17 protein-coding genes and 1 pseudogene are annotated in these 18,812 nt (G+C 45.2%); 11 read left to right on the top strand and 7 right to left on the bottom strand.

What is annotated here, in order from left to right; translation table 11 throughout:
- Window positions 1-153 precede the first annotated feature (153 nt).
- Window positions 154-1,422 carry a hypothetical protein gene (locus EC604_RS03035; RefSeq protein ID WP_123062672.1) on the bottom strand — a complete coding sequence of 423 codons (1,269 nt, stop codon included), beginning with the start codon at window positions 1,420-1,422 and terminating at the stop codon, window positions 154-156.
- Window positions 1,423-2,193: 771 nt separating this feature from the next.
- Between EC604_RS03035 and EC604_RS03030 the strand changes: the two genes are divergently transcribed.
- The 4 genes from EC604_RS03030 (at window position 2,194) to EC604_RS03015 (ending at window position 6,853) form a co-directional block, all read left to right on the top strand.
- Window positions 2,194-3,753: an acetamidase/formamidase family protein gene (locus tag EC604_RS03030; RefSeq protein WP_123062671.1), complete on the top strand. Its 1,560-nt coding sequence runs from the start codon at window positions 2,194-2,196 to the stop codon at window positions 3,751-3,753.
- Window positions 3,754-4,120: 367 nt separating this feature from the next.
- On the top strand, window positions 4,121-4,672 hold the full coding sequence (locus EC604_RS03025; protein ID WP_345789248.1) for an RNA polymerase sigma factor: 552 nt from the start codon (window positions 4,121-4,123) through the stop codon (window positions 4,670-4,672).
- Window positions 4,659-5,885: a DUF4179 domain-containing protein gene (locus EC604_RS03020; protein ID WP_123062670.1), complete on the top strand. Its 1,227-nt coding sequence runs from the start codon at window positions 4,659-4,661 to the stop codon at window positions 5,883-5,885. The genes EC604_RS03025 and EC604_RS03020 overlap by 14 nt, the downstream gene beginning before the upstream one ends.
- Entirely contained in the window at window positions 5,882-6,853 is a 972-nt protein-coding gene (locus tag EC604_RS03015; RefSeq protein WP_123062669.1) for a DUF5643 domain-containing protein, read from the top strand. Before EC604_RS03020 ends, EC604_RS03015 begins: the two co-directional genes overlap by 4 nt.
- Before the next feature lie 113 nt (window positions 6,854-6,966).
- Here the strand turns inward: EC604_RS03015 and EC604_RS03010 are convergent, their stop codons facing one another.
- The 3 genes from EC604_RS03010 to EC604_RS03000 all read right to left on the bottom strand — a co-directional run bounded on the left by EC604_RS03010 (window position 6,967) and on the right by EC604_RS03000 (window position 8,669).
- The gene (locus tag EC604_RS03010; RefSeq protein ID WP_091028202.1) at window positions 6,967-7,413 is read right to left on the bottom strand and encodes an OsmC family protein; all 447 of its coding nucleotides are present in this window, start codon (window positions 7,411-7,413) and stop codon (window positions 6,967-6,969) included.
- Between the two features lie 391 nt (window positions 7,414-7,804).
- Complete coding sequence (locus EC604_RS03005; protein ID WP_205127907.1) at window positions 7,805-8,413, bottom strand: discoidin domain-containing protein; 609 nt, start codon at window positions 8,411-8,413, stop codon at window positions 7,805-7,807.
- Window positions 8,358-8,669 carry an SDR family NAD(P)-dependent oxidoreductase gene (locus EC604_RS03000; protein WP_123062667.1) on the bottom strand — a complete coding sequence of 104 codons (312 nt, stop codon included), beginning with the start codon at window positions 8,667-8,669 and terminating at the stop codon, window positions 8,358-8,360. The genes EC604_RS03005 and EC604_RS03000 overlap by 56 nt, the downstream gene beginning before the upstream one ends.
- A gap of 126 nt (window positions 8,670-8,795) precedes the next feature.
- On the opposite strand from EC604_RS03000, the gene EC604_RS30235 reads away from it, so the two are divergent.
- Window positions 8,796-9,206 (top strand): helix-turn-helix domain-containing protein, encoded by a 411-nt coding sequence (locus tag EC604_RS30235; RefSeq protein ID WP_205127906.1) that lies wholly within the window; start codon window positions 8,796-8,798, stop codon window positions 9,204-9,206.
- The gene (locus tag EC604_RS30230) at window positions 9,166-9,624 is read left to right on the top strand and encodes a hypothetical protein (RefSeq protein ID WP_205127905.1); all 459 of its coding nucleotides are present in this window, start codon (window positions 9,166-9,168) and stop codon (window positions 9,622-9,624) included. The genes EC604_RS30235 and EC604_RS30230 overlap by 41 nt, the downstream gene beginning before the upstream one ends.
- 486 nt (window positions 9,625-10,110) lie before the next feature.
- On the opposite strand, the gene EC604_RS02985 is transcribed toward EC604_RS30230, so the two are convergent.
- Window positions 10,111-11,082 carry an ABC transporter substrate-binding protein gene (locus EC604_RS02985; protein WP_161556840.1) on the bottom strand — a complete coding sequence of 324 codons (972 nt, stop codon included), beginning with the start codon at window positions 11,080-11,082 and terminating at the stop codon, window positions 10,111-10,113.
- Between the two features lie 202 nt (window positions 11,083-11,284).
- Between EC604_RS02985 and EC604_RS02980 the strand changes: the two genes are divergently transcribed.
- Together EC604_RS02980 and EC604_RS30945 are read left to right on the top strand one after the other, a co-directional pair.
- The gene (locus EC604_RS02980) at window positions 11,285-13,156 is read left to right on the top strand and encodes a helix-turn-helix domain-containing protein (protein WP_161556839.1); all 1,872 of its coding nucleotides are present in this window, start codon (window positions 11,285-11,287) and stop codon (window positions 13,154-13,156) included.
- Window positions 13,157-13,233: 77 nt separating this feature from the next.
- A pseudogene (locus EC604_RS30945) lies at window positions 13,234-13,401 on the top strand (IS30 family transposase); the annotation flags it as partial.
- Window positions 13,402-13,600: 199 nt separating this feature from the next.
- Here the strand turns inward: EC604_RS30945 and EC604_RS02975 are convergent.
- Window positions 13,601-14,437 carry a sulfurtransferase gene (locus EC604_RS02975; protein WP_123062663.1) on the bottom strand — a complete coding sequence of 279 codons (837 nt, stop codon included), beginning with the start codon at window positions 14,435-14,437 and terminating at the stop codon, window positions 13,601-13,603.
- Between the two features lie 148 nt (window positions 14,438-14,585).
- Window positions 14,586-15,530, bottom strand: coding sequence for a DMT family transporter (locus tag EC604_RS02970; RefSeq protein WP_123062662.1), 945 nt, complete (start codon window positions 15,528-15,530; stop codon window positions 14,586-14,588).
- A gap of 269 nt (window positions 15,531-15,799) precedes the next feature.
- Here EC604_RS02970 and EC604_RS02965 point away from each other — a divergent pair, with 269 nt between their 5' ends.
- The 3 genes from EC604_RS02965 to EC604_RS02955 all read left to right on the top strand — a co-directional run bounded on the left by EC604_RS02965 (window position 15,800) and on the right by EC604_RS02955 (window position 18,598).
- Window positions 15,800-16,702: a polysaccharide deacetylase family protein gene (locus EC604_RS02965; RefSeq protein ID WP_240036620.1), complete on the top strand. Its 903-nt coding sequence runs from the start codon at window positions 15,800-15,802 to the stop codon at window positions 16,700-16,702.
- 95 nt (window positions 16,703-16,797) lie between these two features.
- Entirely contained in the window at window positions 16,798-17,475 is a 678-nt protein-coding gene (locus EC604_RS02960; RefSeq protein ID WP_161556838.1) for a YkyA family protein, read from the top strand.
- Between the two features lie 229 nt (window positions 17,476-17,704).
- The gene (locus tag EC604_RS02955) at window positions 17,705-18,598 is read left to right on the top strand and encodes a hypothetical protein (protein WP_123062660.1); all 894 of its coding nucleotides are present in this window, start codon (window positions 17,705-17,707) and stop codon (window positions 18,596-18,598) included.
- Window positions 18,599-18,812 lie beyond the last annotated feature (214 nt).

Here is an 18,812-nt window from a genome sequence, read left to right as displayed (position 1 = left end):
AGGGGAGTAATCTCCTGAAATTATAAATTTTAATTCCAGAATCAATAATTCTCTCTCATTATTGTATTCGAGCAGGTACTGAAGTAGCATTTTCGTATAGTACCATTCTTTTGATGAAGCGAATCCGATCTGGTATATTAGCCAATTGCTGTGCTATTTAAGTATATATTTTGCAAGGGTATTGCGAAACCAACGGTCTGTAAGATAGAGTTCGCCGTTACCCGCATAAATATAATCATGGCCAACATCGATGTCGTACCACAACGTGGCAAGGTGGTATTTAACCTGTAAATTCACAGGGTCAAGCACGTAGAAATCCTCCCGAGCTGAATCCCCTTTGAAATTATTTTCGTCGATAATAGCCGGACGCTCCTGCCACTGATACTGCTTCTCCACAGTGATATCGCCCGAAGATGTGATGCGGGAAAGCCAGTCAGTGTCACCGATATTCCCAAGCTGTTGCTTGCCTAACAACTGGTTGTCTTTGTTGTAGAGGCTGAATACAGTCCCGTTACTTTGGATTAGATAGTTGTTGCCGGTAATGCTGATCTTATCCTTGGGATGAAGAGAACGCACCCATTTCTTTTTGCCTTCGGAGGTAAATGCGATTACTGTAGCTTCATTTTTACTAAACTGGTATACCAAAAAGGAGCCTCCACGAAATGGCATCACTTCGATTTTATTAGTGTTGTACTGAACTAGCGGGACTTTAAGGGCATTGAGGTTAGGGTAGATCCTAGTGTGATTTTGGTCAGAAGTATGAAGAATGAATCCATTGGACACCACTTGAAGTGCCCCTGTAGTTAACAGGCCTTTATCAATCTTGAGCTTCCGTACAGGATATCCGTTATTAGTGTACTCCTCAAAATAACGGATAGAGGTCTTACTTGTTGAAGAATAGATAGAATAGTAAATTAAGATATTTCCGCTATCCAGCACAAACAAATGAAATGGATTGTTAATTTTTTTCGTCCACTTTAGCTTCCCGTTCGGATCGACTCCTGTGAGTCTATATTCTGTTCCATTGTCGTTTCTTTTGTAAAAGTAGCTGTAACCATCCTTGCTATAATATGGTTCAGAGCCACTGAAAGGTTTATCCTTTTTGATGTCCGAATAGTCGTAAATCCAATGAGTACCTTTTTGGCGATCGACGGCTCCATAAAGAAAATTTGTGAAAACGGACTTTGAAGGCGAGAGAGCCACTTTCTTCTGTACATCAAAGAACACACGGTTCGCGCTCTGTACACTATTGTATGAACTACTGAGTGTGTACCCCTTTGGGAGCTTAAAAGTCCATTCAGGCTCAGGTAACGGCTGCTCCGTAGCCTTTGCAGACACGGAAGAGCCGCCAATGACTGAAAGTTGCACAACAAGCAGAATTGTGAGTGCCACGGCAGCACATTTGAATCGTTTTAAATTCATTACTATTACTCCTCTTTTTATATATGTAAACCTCACTTTGATTTTATTATAAGTATTAGAAGAAAGTGGGACAAGTAAATGAATGTAAGAAAACAGGATCAGTATGGATGCAGTAAAAAAACGAAGATGTCAGCTGGATCGTTTGGTTATTTTTGATCATGAATGTTCGTAATATGGGCGCAAAGTGTCCATTACTGCATCGGTACAGCAACCTCCACTATTGTCAAAGTTGTATCTCGAATCTGTCTGCATGAGGAGCGAATTGGCGACCATGAGTTTTTTATGCTGGACTACATAAATATCTTCAAACCTATCCTATCAAACAACCTTTACGAAGTATGCCGAGAAAACAATTTAAATCTTAATGTTACAAAAGTAGGGGATATTAGCATCTGAAGTTATACAGAAGCAATGGAAGCACAAAGAAGCCCACGGTTTTGACGCGGGCTCTTAGTCTTTATTCTTCCGCCGTCGCCACCGCGTTCCCCTCTTAACTGATCAAGTCGCTCCAACTCACTTGATTTTGTTTGTTCAAATCTCTGAAGGGTGTTTATCAAGTTTTCGAAATGTATTTAAGTTTTATATGTTTTTGTGTTTTATATGTATTTTAGTGTTAGGTATATTTACATTTTTTTTTGTTTTTATCAGTTTTTCTTGGTATGCATTTACTTAATGTTATATTTACTGACAATAATATATTGTTGAAAATGTAGTTATATGTTATTGTTTGTTTGTGTTAGGAAATATTACATATCACAGAGGGGGAGCGTAATGTTTATTAACCGAACAATTAGGAAATTTGGGGTTTCAGTAGGGATTATAGGTATGTTTGCATTTGCTCTACCTTCAGTGGGCTTTAGTATGCCGCTGCAACCAACAACCCTTGATAAGGTAGAAGGTGATTATTATGTAACGTCTGCGATTGGGAACATTCGCTGGGGATCACTGCCTAATCGAGATAGCTCTCCGATTCTTACTGTACCATCAGGAAGTGCTGTAACATTTGATACGGTATCGCATGAGGGACTGATCGAGGATCAAGGGAGAAATCCAGTGGAGTACTTCGGCAAATTCGGTATCTCTCCCGATGGAGTGTTGAATGATGCGAAGGCAATTGCCTCTTCTGCGATTCAGCATGATTATGTAAAAGACGGACCTCATATTATCACTGGGCCAGTAGCGGTTGAGGGAGCGGTGCCAGGAGATGTTCTTAAAGTAGAAGTCCTTTCGTTGCAAACTCGAGTTCCCTATGGTGTCATTTCTAACCGCCATGGTAAAGGTGCCCTTCCTAACGAATTTCCAGAAAATACAGGCCCACAAGAGGGAGCTAGCGCAACAAAACCGGAATTATATAATAATGTATCTATATTTACTCCTATTGAAGAAATCAACGGTAATTGGTATGGTTTATTACCAACAAAAACTGGAAAAAATGTACGTTTCCCAATTAACCCGTTTCTAGGTGTTATGGGGGTTGCACCAAATACCAGCGAAGTAGTGAGTTCTATCCCACCTATAGAAACAGGAGGGAACATGGATATTAATGAGTTAGGTGTCGGTGCAACTATTTATTATCCGATTCAAGTTAAAGGCGGTCTATTCTATACTGGAGATCCGCACTTTGCTCAAGGAGATGGAGAAGTAGCGTTAACTGCATTGGAAGCTTCCTTAAGGGGGACAGTTCGGTTAACGGTGTTAAAGAAAGGTGATCCATCAATACCACATCGTGGAGAATTCACGCAACCCTTTGCTGAAACAGAGGATTATTGGATTCCCATTGGACTGGACCCTGATTTGGATGAAGCAATGAAAGAATCAGTGCGTGAATCGATTCAGTTCTTATCCGATAAGCTTGATATGGATAGAAGTGTAGCTTATGCGTACCTATCGGCCGCAACGGATTATGAAGTATCTCAGGTGGTAGACCGAACTAAAGGGGTTCATGGACTCATTCGAAAGACCGATTTCCTTGAATATGTTGACGTTGCAATGAATGTAGGTGGTACGTTAATCAAACCGGTTGTTCATAACGATGAGTTCTACGTACCGATTCGAACAATTTCGGAGCTATTGGGCGGTACAGTAGTGTGGGATAATAAGACGCGTACAACGCAAATCAAATTAGGCACGAAAAATATAAGTGCTCAAATTGGTTCAGATGTGTATTCAATTAACGATAAACTAGTGTTCAATAGTAAAGTGCCAAAGCTTTTAAATGGCGAAACCGTAGTTCCGGTTTCCGTTATTAATGAAATACTGGGTGCTTATGTAAACTGGACGACGATCGACAAGACGTTAACAGCAAATGTATCGTTAAGTAAAAAGCAATAATAGATTTCATTATTCAACCGTGGTGGACAGATGTCCATCACGGTTTTTTGTTATGATGAATCAAAAAAAGCTGCCACCTGTCTACGATGGGTAAGAGGAAGTCGTTGAATGATGCGTATTTAGGAGATTTGGATACATTGCATTAGATAATTGCTCAGTAGCATCTAAAGCTACCTTTGCACTGCCATGTGTTACGTACAGAAAGGCGCTTGCTGGAAACAAATTTTCTCATCCGAAAAAGAAGACCTAATGAACTGTTTTTTTAGCATTTTAGTGAATCACGTAAATTTATTTTTATCCTACATATAACCTTTTGCTGTGTTTGTCCATCTAATTTAATAGAGGGCCCTCAGAAGGAGTGAAATTCGTGCATCAAACTATGGAGCAAGAAGTCAAAAGAGCACAGCAGGGAGATCGTGAAGCTTTTATTCAGCTATTCCGGAGGCTGGAGCCCGAGCTGTACAGTTTGGCAAAATCCATTGTGGGACGGGATGAGGATTGCGCGGATGCTCTTCAGGAAACAACACTGAAAGCATATAAAGGCATAACCGGTTTACGGAATACAGCTTATTTTAAAACATGGCTTATTCGCATTCTCATTAATGAATGTAATCAGGTGCTCCGTATGCGCAAACGAACCGTTGTCATGGCGGAGCTGCCTGAGCAGACTGAAACACGCGGCAATCTAACACATTTTGTAAACAGCAGGCAGCAAGATTTAAGGGAAGCTGTTGAGAATCTGGACGAGTCGTTACGTTTGGTTATTCATCTGTTCTATTATCAGGATTTGCCGATCAAACAAATAGCGAGTGTTCTGAAACTGTCGGAAGGTGCTGTCAAAGCACGATTACACAGAGCACGCGGGGTGCTTGCGAAACAAATGGATTGGAAAGGGGAGAGTGCGATTGAATCAACGTGATCTTGATCAGGAACTGCGGGAATTGGGTAAAGCGAATGCGGGTAAGGTACCCGACATGATTCGCCACCGTCAGGAAGAGGTCTATGCCGCACTGGAGGTTCTCCCGATGCAAAAACGCAGTCACCACCGTAAAAAGTTTGTTCGTTCTGTGTCCCCGGTTTACAGGTTCCTTTTGACAGCTGTAGCGGTGATGATTGTTGCCATAGGCAGCTTGCTGGGCGGTGCCGCTGTATCACCAACCATAGCAGCATCACTGCAAAGTGTTCCACTCATCGGCAGTCTGTTTAAACTGGCCGCTGACGACTTAGGCCTGCAAACCTTGGAGGAGAGCGGTCTTGCAGATGTCGTGGAAGCCAGCGCCACCCATGATGGAATCACTCTCCGTATTCCAGAGCTTGTCTACGATGGCATAAGGCTATCCATGATAGTTACTCGTGATGGAGAAAAACGAAGTGGCGGTATTCTTGACCAAATTTCTACGGGAAACGGAACAAAGTCAAAATATCCTAAAGGAGCCATTCATTCCTTCGATGCACAGATCGATGGACGTCCCATCGATCGGCAGGACAATGGATGGAATATGGGCTTTAAAGTAATACCCACTTCCGATCCAAATACAGCTATTTATGAATTAACACCACTTTCCGCATCGCAACAGTTCACATCAGCACTTCCAGATGCATTTACGCTGACAGTTCAGATTGGTCTGGAGGGGATTGAGGAGCCATTTGTGATGGAATTTCCAGTACGTAAACAGCAGGCCAAAGTCATGTCCACCATTCAGAAGTCGAGAGAATGGAGAGGCCACAAGCTGACCTTAAGCGAAATCCAGTTCACACCGATTACAACCCAAGTATTGTTAAGTGTTGTTTCGGGTGATCAGGAATGGCAGCGCCGGCTATGGTTCGAACTTTGGGATGACAGGGGCAATGTGCTGGGTTTCATTAGCGGATATGGTGCGCATGAAACCGGCCACGCAGGAGAGCTTCGTTATAATGTGCTGTTTGAACGTATGGCAAAGGCTCCTTCATCGATCAAACTGAAAGCTTTTTTGCCTGAAATGGAGGATCCTTCATCCTCTTCAGGACACTTCAAGCTAAACGAGCGCGGGGAAGTCATTAAAAATTATATCAACGAGCTGGAGATCACCGTTCCGGTGGATCAAGCAGAGATACAGAAACTATACGAGATTAGAGGAGACGATAAACCATGAAAAACACATCTAAAATGATTGCGGTAACAGCTTTGGCAACAGGATTGTTAGTTGGAGGCGGGGCTTGGGGATACCAAGCAACAACGGTTGATGCTGCGGCAGCTCAAGCTACTGGAGAAAAAGGGAAGAATGCGATTAAAGCGGACGTGGTTCGAGTGACTCAGAGTGGAATTACGCTTGAGGTGAAAAAAGCTGTGTTTGACGGAAACCTTATTGATATTTCAATCGACCGGACGGGCAAGGGACTAAAGAACAGCTTCGTGTACAACGGTGCAGGAGATGAAAGCAAGCCTATGGATGAAGGGACTCTTGAGTCTATTGACGTTTATATTAACGGAAAATCTATTATGGAGCTTGGTGGAAAAACTCTTGGGCAAAGGCCTAACCTGGGGTGGGGGCCTGGAGATCATTCTAAAAGTGTTCGTGTTAAAATTACGGATCCTTCATGGTTAGGCGGCAAAGGCTACACTTTTCCAGAGAAGTTTCAGCTTAAACTAAAGGTAAAACTTGCAGGGGTGGATAAACCTTACATTGTTGAACTTCCAATGCAAAAGACAGCAGACAAACCAGTGGTGTTAACAGGCAGCTTGACCAAACAGGCTGGGAACATAACTCTTGAGCTTGGTAAAATAAGTCTTACATCAACTTCAACTCGTATTCAACTGATTGGGAAGGGAGATACAACCGAGCAGCTTTCTCGTATTCTGTATGAGTTTGTGGATGACAGCGGCCGTCAGCTGGATTGGTGGACAGCATTTGGTACAGATGTAAACAATAAAGAAAAAGCACTATATAAGGACATCGTGTTAACTCCGATTAATGGTGATGCTAAATCGATAACAATCAAACCGTTTTATCCCGAGATGGAAGTACCTGGTGCAACAAGTGGAGCGTATAAGCTGGATGCCGATGGGGAGATCGTGAAAAATTATATTCAGGAGCTGGAGATGGAGGTTCCGTTAAAATAAAGTTAATAACGATAGATTAACTTTGGAAGCCATACGAAGTTAATAGCCGAGTTAATCAGGTTATGACAGAAGCCCGCGAAAAACGCGGGCTTTTGTTATATCTAATAGGCTGCTTAGTTTTCGATGATAATTCTGTCCAACTTGAGATTAACCGGATGTGCCAACGTATCTCCAACCGGGCACTTGCTCTCCAGGAATTGTACAAATGCTTCAACCTGCTCTTGGGGAGAATCTGTTTTGATACGGAATGTATACCGAATATCGGAATAGCCCGGACGCACCTCTGATTTGTCGAAAAAGCCATCCAGGTCAATATCGCCTTCTACATCTACAAAGAAATCCTTGAGATTCACCCCGAATTTGGGTGCATATACCCTAGCTACGATCGACTGACATGCCCCCAGCGAGGCGAGTAAAGCTTCCACCGGATTCATGCCGGTATCGGTTCCACCCAAGTTTTTGGGCTCGTCGATAATAAACTCGAAGTTTCGGGATGCTACTTTCACTTGAACTCCGTTTTGCAGATGAGCAGATGCTTTAAACGTTTGGAGGGCAGCCATTTGTAGTCTCCTTTAGTGGGTTTATTGATACTGATTTTATTCATAGTTTTCCGCTATGATTATATTAAATTGAATGACTCGCTCTGTCAATCCTCAATTTTCCAATATTTTGATCTCGGGAACAGCGCAAAGAAGCATATGCTGGTCTCTAAAGTTGCTTAGGCGGATATTCAGTGTGTTTTGCCGCCGTTCGTATTCGTGATTTGAAAATACGTATTTAATTCGAGATAACTGCTTATTACATGTAGAAGCGGGTGATTACCAAAAAACCACCCCTGTTCCGTAAAATTGAGGGAGAGAGGTGGTTACACGAACGATATTTAAATCCTTAGATTAATGATTAATGATTTTTTAATTCTGCGTAAAATTGATGTTTTTTTAATTCAGCGTATCAATGGTACAGCTTCAATTCAGCAATAGACCACCACCACTCAGCATTGTCCGTAGTCAAAGCAATTTTGACATATCGTGCCTTCTGGTTCGTGAATGTCACTGAGATTAAAGAATCTGTTCCCACAGCTTCTGAAACCGAATTCCATTGCTCGCCATCCGTTGAAGTGACGATTGTAAAACTGCGGGCATAGTCATTGGTACTGCTGCCTGAGTCCATAGTTAACCGGCTGAAATTCTGGATGCTTCCCAGATCGATCTGAATCCACTGGTCTGCTTGTTGTCCGGATGCAGAGGTCCAGCGTGAGTTCAGATTATCGTCCAGCAGTGCGCTAACGTCTTCAGACGTGGAAGCTTTAGCTGTCCAAGACGTCCGATCCAGTTCCGTAGGCAGCAGCTCATCCTGTTCCCCGGGTGTCCAAGGCGTCTGATCAGCGGTATAAACTGCGATTTCAGCTACAGACCACCAGTGAGAATCCGTTCCGGTCTGAACTATTTTGATATAGCGGGCCTCATGAGCAGGGAATGCAATGAAGAGCGAGGCATTTTTCCCTTCACCCGTACGTGACTCCGATACCTGCGTTATTAAAAGCAGCATCAAGACGGCCATATCGTTCCACTGTAGCTTTAACAGCTTCTTCAACATTGCCTGCATCTGACAGCTCGGCTGTGAAATATGCAGCATCTCCACCCGATGTCACAATTTCATTCCTGACTTTACGCAATTCAGACTCTGTCCTCGCGACGAGCATCACAGAAGCTCCTTGCTGTACAAACAGCCTTGCTGCCTCAGCTCCAATGCCTCGCCCCGCACCTGTAATCATTACTACCTTGTTCGCCAACATTTGTCCTGCAATGGTTGTCATATTCATTCTCCTTGCCTAGAATTGTTGATCTCATCAACTGCCTTCAGTATACTTTGACTACTACATGGTCACGAGAACCTGCTTGATGGTAGGTTTGCAAGTGATAGGATAAGGGGGAGGTTTTAATTGAACGACAGTGAGCGCCGTTTAGCGCTAGGTAATTTCTTAAGAGATTTACGATCCTCAGTTTCTCCCCTTGATGTTGGCCTTTTGCCTGGCAATCGTCGTCGCACACGAGGCTTGCGGCGAGAGGAGGTCGCTGGGATCGCTAATATAGGACTCTCATGGTACACGCGCCTTGAGCAAGGTCGTGATATTCGTCCGTCGGTAGGTGTACTGGAAAGCTTGGCTTCAGCACTCAAGCTGACACCCAATGAGCGAAGACATCTCTTTCTGCTTGCTGGAGAATCACTGCCTCCTCAATCAACTATCATTGAAGAGAAAATCAGCCCATCCATTCAGGATATGCTGAATGAATTGAATCCTAATCCGGCCTATGTCATCGGGAAAAAGTGGGGTTTTTTTAGCTTGGAATAAAGCGGCAGATGCTGTATTTATGATTAATAGGGTGTCACCCCCGCATGATTATAACTTGATGTGGCGCCAATTTACCGACCCTATGTGGAAAGAAGGATCGGAGGATTGGGAAAGTGTCTCACGAAGAATGATTGCTGAGTTTAGAACGGCAAGAGCACGTTATCTGAACGATGATTCATTCGACAAGTTAATTGAAGATCTGAAGAGGACAAGTGCTGATTTTACAAGGATGTGGCAGTATCATGAAGTGCCAGGCTCCCTTGACGGCTACAAGAAGCTTTTGCACCCCACTTTTGGAGTTATTGAATTTGAGCATGTCACCCTTCAATTCCCAAACGAACCAGATCAGCGAGTTATGATTTATATGCCTCACCCGGCAACAAAATCCCGTTTAGAGCATTGTTTCACGCGCGAGTAGACAACCGTGATGAAAGAGGATCATTTACTGCTATGGGATTATGCGAACATTCAGCTGAAGGATATTCGCCACAGAATTTTGGATGCAGGGGAAAGGGGAAGTGCTTATTGTTAATTCAGACTCTTTAAGGACACACATGCTGATTAAATGGAGCAATCATTGGGTCTAAATGATTATGTACGGAGGTCTTAAAGCAAACACATGGTGTGTTATACGATGATTATGTCTGGACTCGATTTCTAATGAGGAGTTGTCTTGTGCTGGTGTCCATCCCCATTGTGCAGGTGAGAATAAAGACAGCGCTACCTGAATCATTCTGGTGGGCGCTGTTTGTGTACTGTTTTTTGAGCTTGATAAAAAGTGTTGAAATCTGGATTGCCGTTCTTGGCGAATGGACAGGCGATTTCGTAAGGAACTCAGGAAATCTTAATTGGCCTTCAGTTCCTCTTTTCAATTGTAAACTTTCAATAGATTTATAGACTTGCTCTAATTCAGCTCAGTCTGCCCACTTGCGAGTCGATCTGCGATCTCTTCGGCTTGTAGAATGGAGGTGTAGGGATCAGCGGTGAAATATTTATGGATATCCAGTTTGAAGATATGGTTGTTCTGCACCGCAGGCAGGTTGTCCCATACGTTAGGCAACAGGGAATGATCCTTTGTGCCTTCTGTAACCATCATCAGCAGGTAATCACCCACGTACTCTCCGAACACCTCTGCGCTAGCTTCCAGGTTTTCTTTACCTTGGTCCAGAATATCGGACTTCACCTTGGGTGCCGGAGTCAGTCCTAGCAATTCATAGGTTGCTCTTCCACCACGATTGGCACTGTTGCCGATAATGGCTGGGTTCTTCAAAAAGTTAAAATCGGCAACGGTGAAGGTGGCATCGGCCGGAATTACACCTTTGATTTTGGCCTGAGCCGCTGCAATCCGTTGACTAAACGATTCGTTCCACGCAATGGCTTCTGCTTCGCGATTCAGAATCTCGCCCATGGCGGTCACCTCGGCTTCCATGGAATCATACTGATCGGGTACGAATACAACAGTCGGAGCTATTTTGGAATAGGTCTGAAATTTCTCCTGGTCCCATGTGATAATCAGATCCGGTTCCAACTCTACCATTTTCTCAAGTGAAACCTCACTATGGTTACCCAAATCCGCGCTATCCACAAGTTTATCACGCAGGAACATGCCATAATCCAGCAGGCTGCTCGGTACACCAACAGGTGTTACGCCGACAGCCAGCACATGTCCTATATTCCAGTCGACGACAACCCGCTCCGGAGTGAGGGGTACAGTGACGTCTCCCATCATTGTGGAGAGTGTTCTTGTCTGTGGCGCGGTGTTTTCTGTTTCTGTCGCGGCTGGCCCCACTGCCTCGTTCCGGGTACAACCACTCATGAATATGACCATGAACAGCAAAACAGGCAGGGATATACGATACCAAGCTTTCTTAAACAAAATGACGACCCCTCTTTCTAATTGATAATGATTTTCATTTAATATAACTCTAGAGGGAAACTTGCGATTGCACAATAACCGATTCGGAAGCGAAAGCATAACCATTTCAGAACTCAATCGACAGGTTGAATTGAGAATGGTTATCATATATGATGAGGCAAAGCTTTGGATGGTAACGAGAAATAAAGAAAGGACCATGACGATGAACATAGAAGAATACGGGGCATTATGGGAGCATATAACAATCCGATTACTGGATATTCGAATCATGACCGTTAACATCAGTAAAGATCCTAGTACGTGGACGCTTCCCTCGAATGCTTTTTTATTAGTTACGAATGGCAAGGGAAAGATCCTGCTTGGGCAAGCGATGCATCAGATTAAAGGAACTTATATTCTGCACGCCTCCAAAGGAACGCGTCTGGATTGTCTGGTTAAGAGTCCGATGGAAATACATATGTTGTCTTATTCGTCATTAGAGCCAGAGAAGGCAAATACAGAAAGTTCCTTAACCAATACTGGGTCAGATTCTCTGCAAGTAAGTTTCGGGTTTGAACCAATGCATCCATTGCCTTTAATTGAAATCATGCAATTGATATACAGACAGTGGAATGAACTACAGTCAGCAGGCCGGATTCAAACCAAGGCATTATTCTACCAATGGCTCGCCGAGATGCTGAAACAAATGCAAGAGCAGAGAAAGAACCGTACGAAGCTGGATCGGGTAGATCAGGCGGTGCGATATCTGACTCGTCACTACGGGGAACCACTCAAAATGGAACAGGTAGCTGACATGCTGGATTGCAGTCCGAGGTATCTGAACCAATTGTTTCAGCTTCAATTGAACACAAGTCCCAGTCGTGTACTGTCACAGATTCGGATGGAACAGGCGTTGAAACTGCTGGTAAGCACGAAAGGAACCTTACAGGAAATCGCAGAGAGAGTAGGCTATGAGAACGGTTATACACTAAGTCGCTATTTCAAAAAACATTACGGGGTTTCTCCGGGCGATTACAGAAAACGTCGAGACAGTAGCATTCCGAATTCAACCCCGAATATATTCCAGCCACACGCTCTTCAGAAAAGTCATTATTCGGAATGGAGCCAACGAACGGTATCCTTAGTTGAAGCTAATCAAACTCGGCCAGCTCAAGAGAATACAGACCTGACAGGAGTTCAAGCGAGGAAGTCCTCGGCGTCTGCCGTGCCAGGAGCCAGAACTCGGATGTTTGCCACAGGCTCAGGCGAGATTAGGATACCTGAAAAACCTAGTCGTGTTGTCGTGGACTGGCATTTGGGAGAAGTGCTGGCACTGGGTGTGACACCTCTTGGAGCACCGCATTCACTCATTGAAAGCAACCAAATGCTGGGGCCTTATATCTGTGATCAAGTACAGGATATCGGCAATCACAATTTTATCTCGATTGAAAAGGTGGTTGAACTGGAACCGGATCTGATTATCACCTGGAATCATGCTGCCAACGCTTCCTATGCCCGGATTGCACCTACAGTTGTCTATGGAGGGAGTGGGTACGGCTCTGTCGAGGAGGGGGTCCGTGAGATGGGGCGTATTCTGAATCGCCATATAGAAGCCGAAACATGGATTAAGGAATACGGGCGAAGAGTACATTCTATACGACAAACGATCACGGACAAGTTCTCCACAGAGAAGACATTTACGGTCATTGATCCAAATTGGGGAGAACATATTACCCTTGTGGGAGATACGGGGACTCGTGGAGGTAAGGCAGCCTACGGGTTATTGAACTTGAAGCCAGCAGCCAAGGTTCGCCAGGAACTGCTGGAGCCAGGCCTGGAATACCTGGATGTGGTGCGGAGTGCGGTAGGTGGGTATCTGGAGGACTACCTGTTAGTGTTGGATAACGGTCCAAGTCATGGGTCTGATGAGCAATCTACAGTCAAACCATGGCAGAAATCGATCGAGACAGATCACTGCCGGATTATTAACCTTGATTGGAATAGGTATTTTCTCTCCGACCCGTTGTCTGCGGTGCTGCAAGCCGAGGAAATGGCAGAGCGGATTATGACACATGAATTATCTCTCACGCAATGAGCAGTAGGACTTATCGATTTATATTTCATATATTCTTATCCCGAAATGTGACAACCCTATACAAGTATGGGCACTGAGAGCTGGATACCGTCGTATCCGGTCGTGGGAAAAATAAAGGTTGCGTCACCACGCTCGTTGAACGGTGGATACGTCTGTATACAGCAATTCTCATACCCAATGGTACCGTATTGTCTAGGGATATTGCACTCGGTGTAGCCATCTCACAGCACCCCCTAGGGACGTTCGTTTCAATATTTGATATCTTTATCCTGTTGCTCACATTTGCAATGTATCTGTACAGTAAATATTTACTCCGGTGTGGAGTATTGAGGTAAATACTTAGATACATCAAAAACACCACGATGAGCTTTCAAGCCTATCCTGGTGTTTTTGCATATCTCAAGCTAGGTGTATTTTACCTATTCGAGCCGTCATTATTCAAAGTCAGACTTCCCCGGTAGCCACCGCATTCTCCTCATAACTGATCCAGTCGCTCCAGCTTCCGGAATACAGCCTCACATTCGTGTATCCCGCTTCCTCCAGCGCAATCACGTTCGGGCAGGCGGAGACGCCTGATCCGCAGTATACAATAATCGCATCGTCTTTCCCCAGCTTCGCGAACCGCTCCTCAAGCGCGCCAACACCAGACCAGCGACCATCTGCACCAAGCACGTCTTTCCAAAAATAGTTCACAGCCCCCGGAATGTGTCCGGCCTTGGCATCGATCGGTTCCTCCAGCCCTGCATAGCGGCGGGCATCGCGGGAGTCGATGAGCACGGCGCTGCCGCTTGCCGATGCTTGTTGCACATCCTCTACACTCGCCAGCATCTGCGGATGCAAACTCCACTCGAACGAAGACGGAATCTGTACCGGCACGTCTGTTGTCACCGGGAACTTGGCATTCTGCCAAGCCGAGAAACTCTCATCCATGACATAGACTTGCTCATGTCCCAAGTAGCGGAGCAGCCACCACAAACGTGATGCATTCATGCCGCCTTGATCATCATAGGCAATGATGCGGCTGTTAGAGCTGATGCCTGCTTTGGCGAGGCGGTTTGACAGAACAGCCGGATCAGGAAGTGGATGGCGTCCGCCGTGCTCGGTGACCGGAGCGGAAAGATCCTTTTCCAGATCAAGGTAGACAGCCCCTGGGATATGTCCGGCTTCATAGGCTTCACGTCCGGCATCGGGTTGCCCCAGCAGGAAGCGGCAATCCACGATGGCAACATCGGTTTCGTACATTCTGGCGAGCAGCCAGCGCATGGATACAATATTTTTCATAACAACACACCGCCTTCATATGTAATGGTTCAAGTTATATAGTCGGGGTCTGCGGCTGGCAGACCTGACCGGGTACTTTCATTTTTCATCGGTACAAGTTTCATAGAAAACAGGGTTAAATCATTAAATCATTAAGCCATTAAAACATCTACACCGTCTTCGGTTCAACGGGAACCGTAGCCGCGATCGGCGCATCAGCCGGAATGGGCTGGGGTTTGGTTTTGCCATACCGAATGAAGATCCACACCCCGAACAGGATCACGACACCTGCCGACATTTGAAGTGTACTCAGTGCCTCACCCAGCAGCACCCAAGCCAGCAAGGATGAGAATACAGGCTCTCCGAGAACACCCATAGATACGGTGGTAGCATTCATGTATTGCAGCAACCAGTTGAAGAGGTAATGTCCAAAGATGGTAGGGACGATGGCCAGTAGCAGGAAAATCCCCCACTCCGAAGCCGCATACCCGCCGAACGGATGCCCCATGAACAGATTGTACACCGCGAACGTACAGGCAGCGACAAGAAACACCCAGAAATTATACGAGAATGCACTGAGACCTGTTCGCAAAAATTGACCCAGCAACATATGCACAGCCACTGCCATCGTGCCAAGTAACGATAAAATATCTCCCTGCAAAGCAGTACCCGCCACCTGAAAATCTCCTGCACCAATAATGATTGACCCGAACAGCGCAATACCCATGCCGATGAGCATCATGCGGTTAATTTTGGCTTTAAACAACCACACCGACCCAGCAAGAATCAGGATTGGCTCCAGAGCAAGGATGACGGTGGAACTGGCGACACTGGTTAATCTCAGTGATCCCATCCAGAGCAGGAAGTGTAGCGCAAGCATCACGCCTGAAGCTAGTAACAAGATCCACTGGCGAACATTCAGACGAAGCATCTCATGCCTGTGTGGCCAAACGAAAGGCAGCATGAGCACATTGGTTAGAAACAGACGATACATGGCAATGACCGCAACATCTGCGTCAGACCAGCGTACAAAAATAGAAGAGAAAGAAATGGCAATAATGCCAACAAAAAATAACAAATAGATGGATCTGCCGGCACGGTTCATGCTTGTCATAGGTGTAGCTCCTTCTTGTAAATAGATAACCTAAATCACCTCATTATACAGGAGAAGGTCAGCGCAGGGAAGATCAATAGCAGGCATGAATTCAGTTGCATATCAGGAGCTAGAGAAACATGGAAAAGAGATAAGTAGATTGTAACCGAGCTTGTAACTATTCTGTCATTCACAGGGACGGTTTTTCTATTAATCTTCTATATAGAGACGTGAATCGATATAATATTCCATTCATCGGGAAAAAAAGACAGTTGGGAAGTGGCTAGGTCGTGAGAGTACAACAAGAAACAACGCGAGAGTATGGAAATGCGATTCGCAGTGTCAGTCGAAAACAAACTCATAAAAGAAGGAAAATCCGCTACGGCAGATTGAGCGTGGCGATCATGCTCTTGCTTGTGTTTGTTGCGGGCTTGACATATGTGTTTATCGGTATGACTCATTGGATGAAAACGGTATTGGCACCACCTCCTATTGCTGTCATTGAGCAACCTGCCAAACTGGGGATGATTCAGGCCACACCGGAGGCGAAAGAGGAGCCGGCACGATTTATGGGTCAGGTTCGAAAAGTGGTGTACATAACATTTGATGATGGGCCAAGTCAATATACAGATCAATTGCTTGATATTTTAAAACAACATGAAGCGAAGGCAACGTTTTTCATGATTGGGCGGCAGTTGAATGAACATCCGGATGCGGTGAAACGTTTGGTGAAGGAAGGCAGTTACCCTGGATTACACAGCATGACACATAACTATAACAAGCTCTATAAGAGCGGAAGCTCGGCGAACTTTGTGAATGAGTTCAAAAAGGAACAGAAAATGGTCGAGAAACTGATCGGATACACACCGTATCTCATCCGCGCTCCATACGGAAGCAGTCCGCAAATTGGCGAATCATTCAGGGGAGACATTGCAGCGGCGGGTTTCAAAATGTGGGACTGGACGACAGATTCCCTGGACTGGAACCTTCCCGGTCAGCCGGATAAAATCGTAGCCCGAGTGAGCAACAGTGTGCACAGGGATAAGGAAGTTATTTTGATGCACGAACGGGAACAGACTGTGCAGGCGCTGCCGCGCATTATGAAGCTGCTTGAAGAACGGGGTTACGAATTCGAGGTGTATGATCCGAGCGCACACTGGGTCGCCAATTTTAGTGGGGATACCCGTCTGTGAACGATAAATGGCGCATAGTAACCGTTGTATGTTACAAGATGACGCCGGGTGTAGTATGTACATGAGAAGAGCATAATGATGGACCTTTAATGGTTATGGCAAGAGAGGGAGAACACATGTTAATCACGAGCAAAAAAATTACACTTGCAGTATGCAGCCTATTGCTGATGCTTTTACTTAGCGGGTGTGGAGAGCCGCAGGAGCCTGCGGCCAATCAGGTAAATCGTTTGGTGCAGAGCGGTCAGGAGATCGAGAAAAGCCTGAAGGCTTTGACACGTTATGAAGCAGAGGATATGGAATTATACAAAACCATTTTAAGCAAAGGCAAGAAAAAGAACAGCAATATCGAAGCATTGCTTGATCAAGCAGAGGCTGATATTAAGGAACGTCGAGCGTTGCTTGAACAGACGGGGAAGGTTATGCAGGACACAGGAAAGAAAATTGAAGCACTGCGCAGTTCTCTGAAGGAGCTTACTATTGAGAAGGAAGAGACGCTTGCTCATGCAGGTAAAGTGCTGGATCAATACGAGGCAAGAGCCAAAACCTTTGAGCTATTTGTAGTTTCATATGAGCATAGCCTGAATGCTGAGGAACAACTGTACGGGCTCATGCGAGCAAATGTTAAGCCGAATCTGGTTAAAATCAAACGTGCCATCCGTACACGTAATGAAGAATACGCCAAGCTTGCGGAAGTACGCAAACAATTCAACTTGCAGACGCAAGCATTCAACGCTGCGAATGCGCAATTGGTCAAGCTGGATCAAGCGGGTTAAGCTGGAGAGTTGGCCTTTGAATACCGTTTATGCGTGATTGAGCTACCTGATTCCCGTGTAAGTAGATATTATAAGAAGCTATATAAATAGAACGAATCGTCTTTGCACAAATCAGCGATTGAAAGGGTGCTCTGCTACCTGGATTGATCGTAGTGTGAAGCATCGCTGGTTCAATGGATGTAGCAACATGGACAAGCAGCATTGCGTTTAAGCTAACGGAGGTGTTCATATGCGAAAAAGGAATAGGGCAAAGGTCAGCACTACATTAGTGGTTCTGCTCATGGGATTCTCGCTTGTGGCTTGCGGGAGTAGCGCGCCTACACTTCAACCATCTGTGAACAATACAAAGGAAACATCGCCAGTTCCGGAACAGAAGCCCGAGGAAAGGGATGTCATTGAAACAGAGGGCATTCTGACGGGTTGGGCGGACCCGCACACGGTTGAGATTCGTGTAAAGGATAAAGCGATGTCTTTTCAGGTGGGCGAGGATATGCAGAAATTACTGGACGATATCGATGATGAGGATTCGGTTCGTTTCAAATATGTAGAAAAAACGGTGGATGCATCAACCAAACAACTGGTACTCACTGGTATTACTAAAATTGCATCTGCGGATGACAATGAAACCGGTACTGGGGCGGGAAACATCGTTACATCAGAACGTCCACAATCGTCAGAGCTGGAAGTGACGGTAGAGGGAATCACGGAGAAGCGGCCAGTAACTCTGGTACAGACTAAAGGGTATTCGTTATATATCTTTGAGCCGATGGCTTTTGATGCAGAAGACCATGAGTTAACGATGAAGATTGATCCTGGATACAAGGTAGAGATCGAAAAGCTACCTTCCGACTTTAATCTGGATTATTTAAAGATGGACGCGAAGGCGGAGTTGTCCGAGGTGGGAGAAGTCAAAGAATTAACGCCTGAGCAGCTCAGCAATGGGCCGATGAAAGATGCAAGACTATTTATGATGTCTCAGAATGGGAAGAAAACGCAATATTTCATCGTCAAAGAACTGGACGGCAATGGATTCATTTTCCACATTGATGCGCCAGTGGGTGAACCTTCCGAAGGGTTCCTGCCTATGGTATATGCATCGGTGAATTCCATTAAGAATGAATAAAGCAATAGCTGTGGGCAGCGTGTCTCCTGATCAGAGGGGATGCGCTGTTTTGCTGTTGACGGAGAGAGGGTGAGCAGGTGAGCAGATCTTAAAGCATAGGGTATTTTGAAAAAGAAACATAGCAGAGCCGGAAGGAACAGGACCAAGCACAAGTTCCTCCCGGCTGTTTGCCGTGTTCATGATGTTGTTGGTCAACGGACATGGTCGATCCACA

This window comes from Paenibacillus amylolyticus (assembly GCF_003719335.1).
Taxonomy (GTDB): Bacteria; Bacillota; Bacilli; order Paenibacillales; family Paenibacillaceae; genus Paenibacillus; species Paenibacillus amylolyticus_D.
Note: the sequence above shows the minus strand (reverse complement) of the source record. Positions and strands in the feature narration are given on the sequence as shown.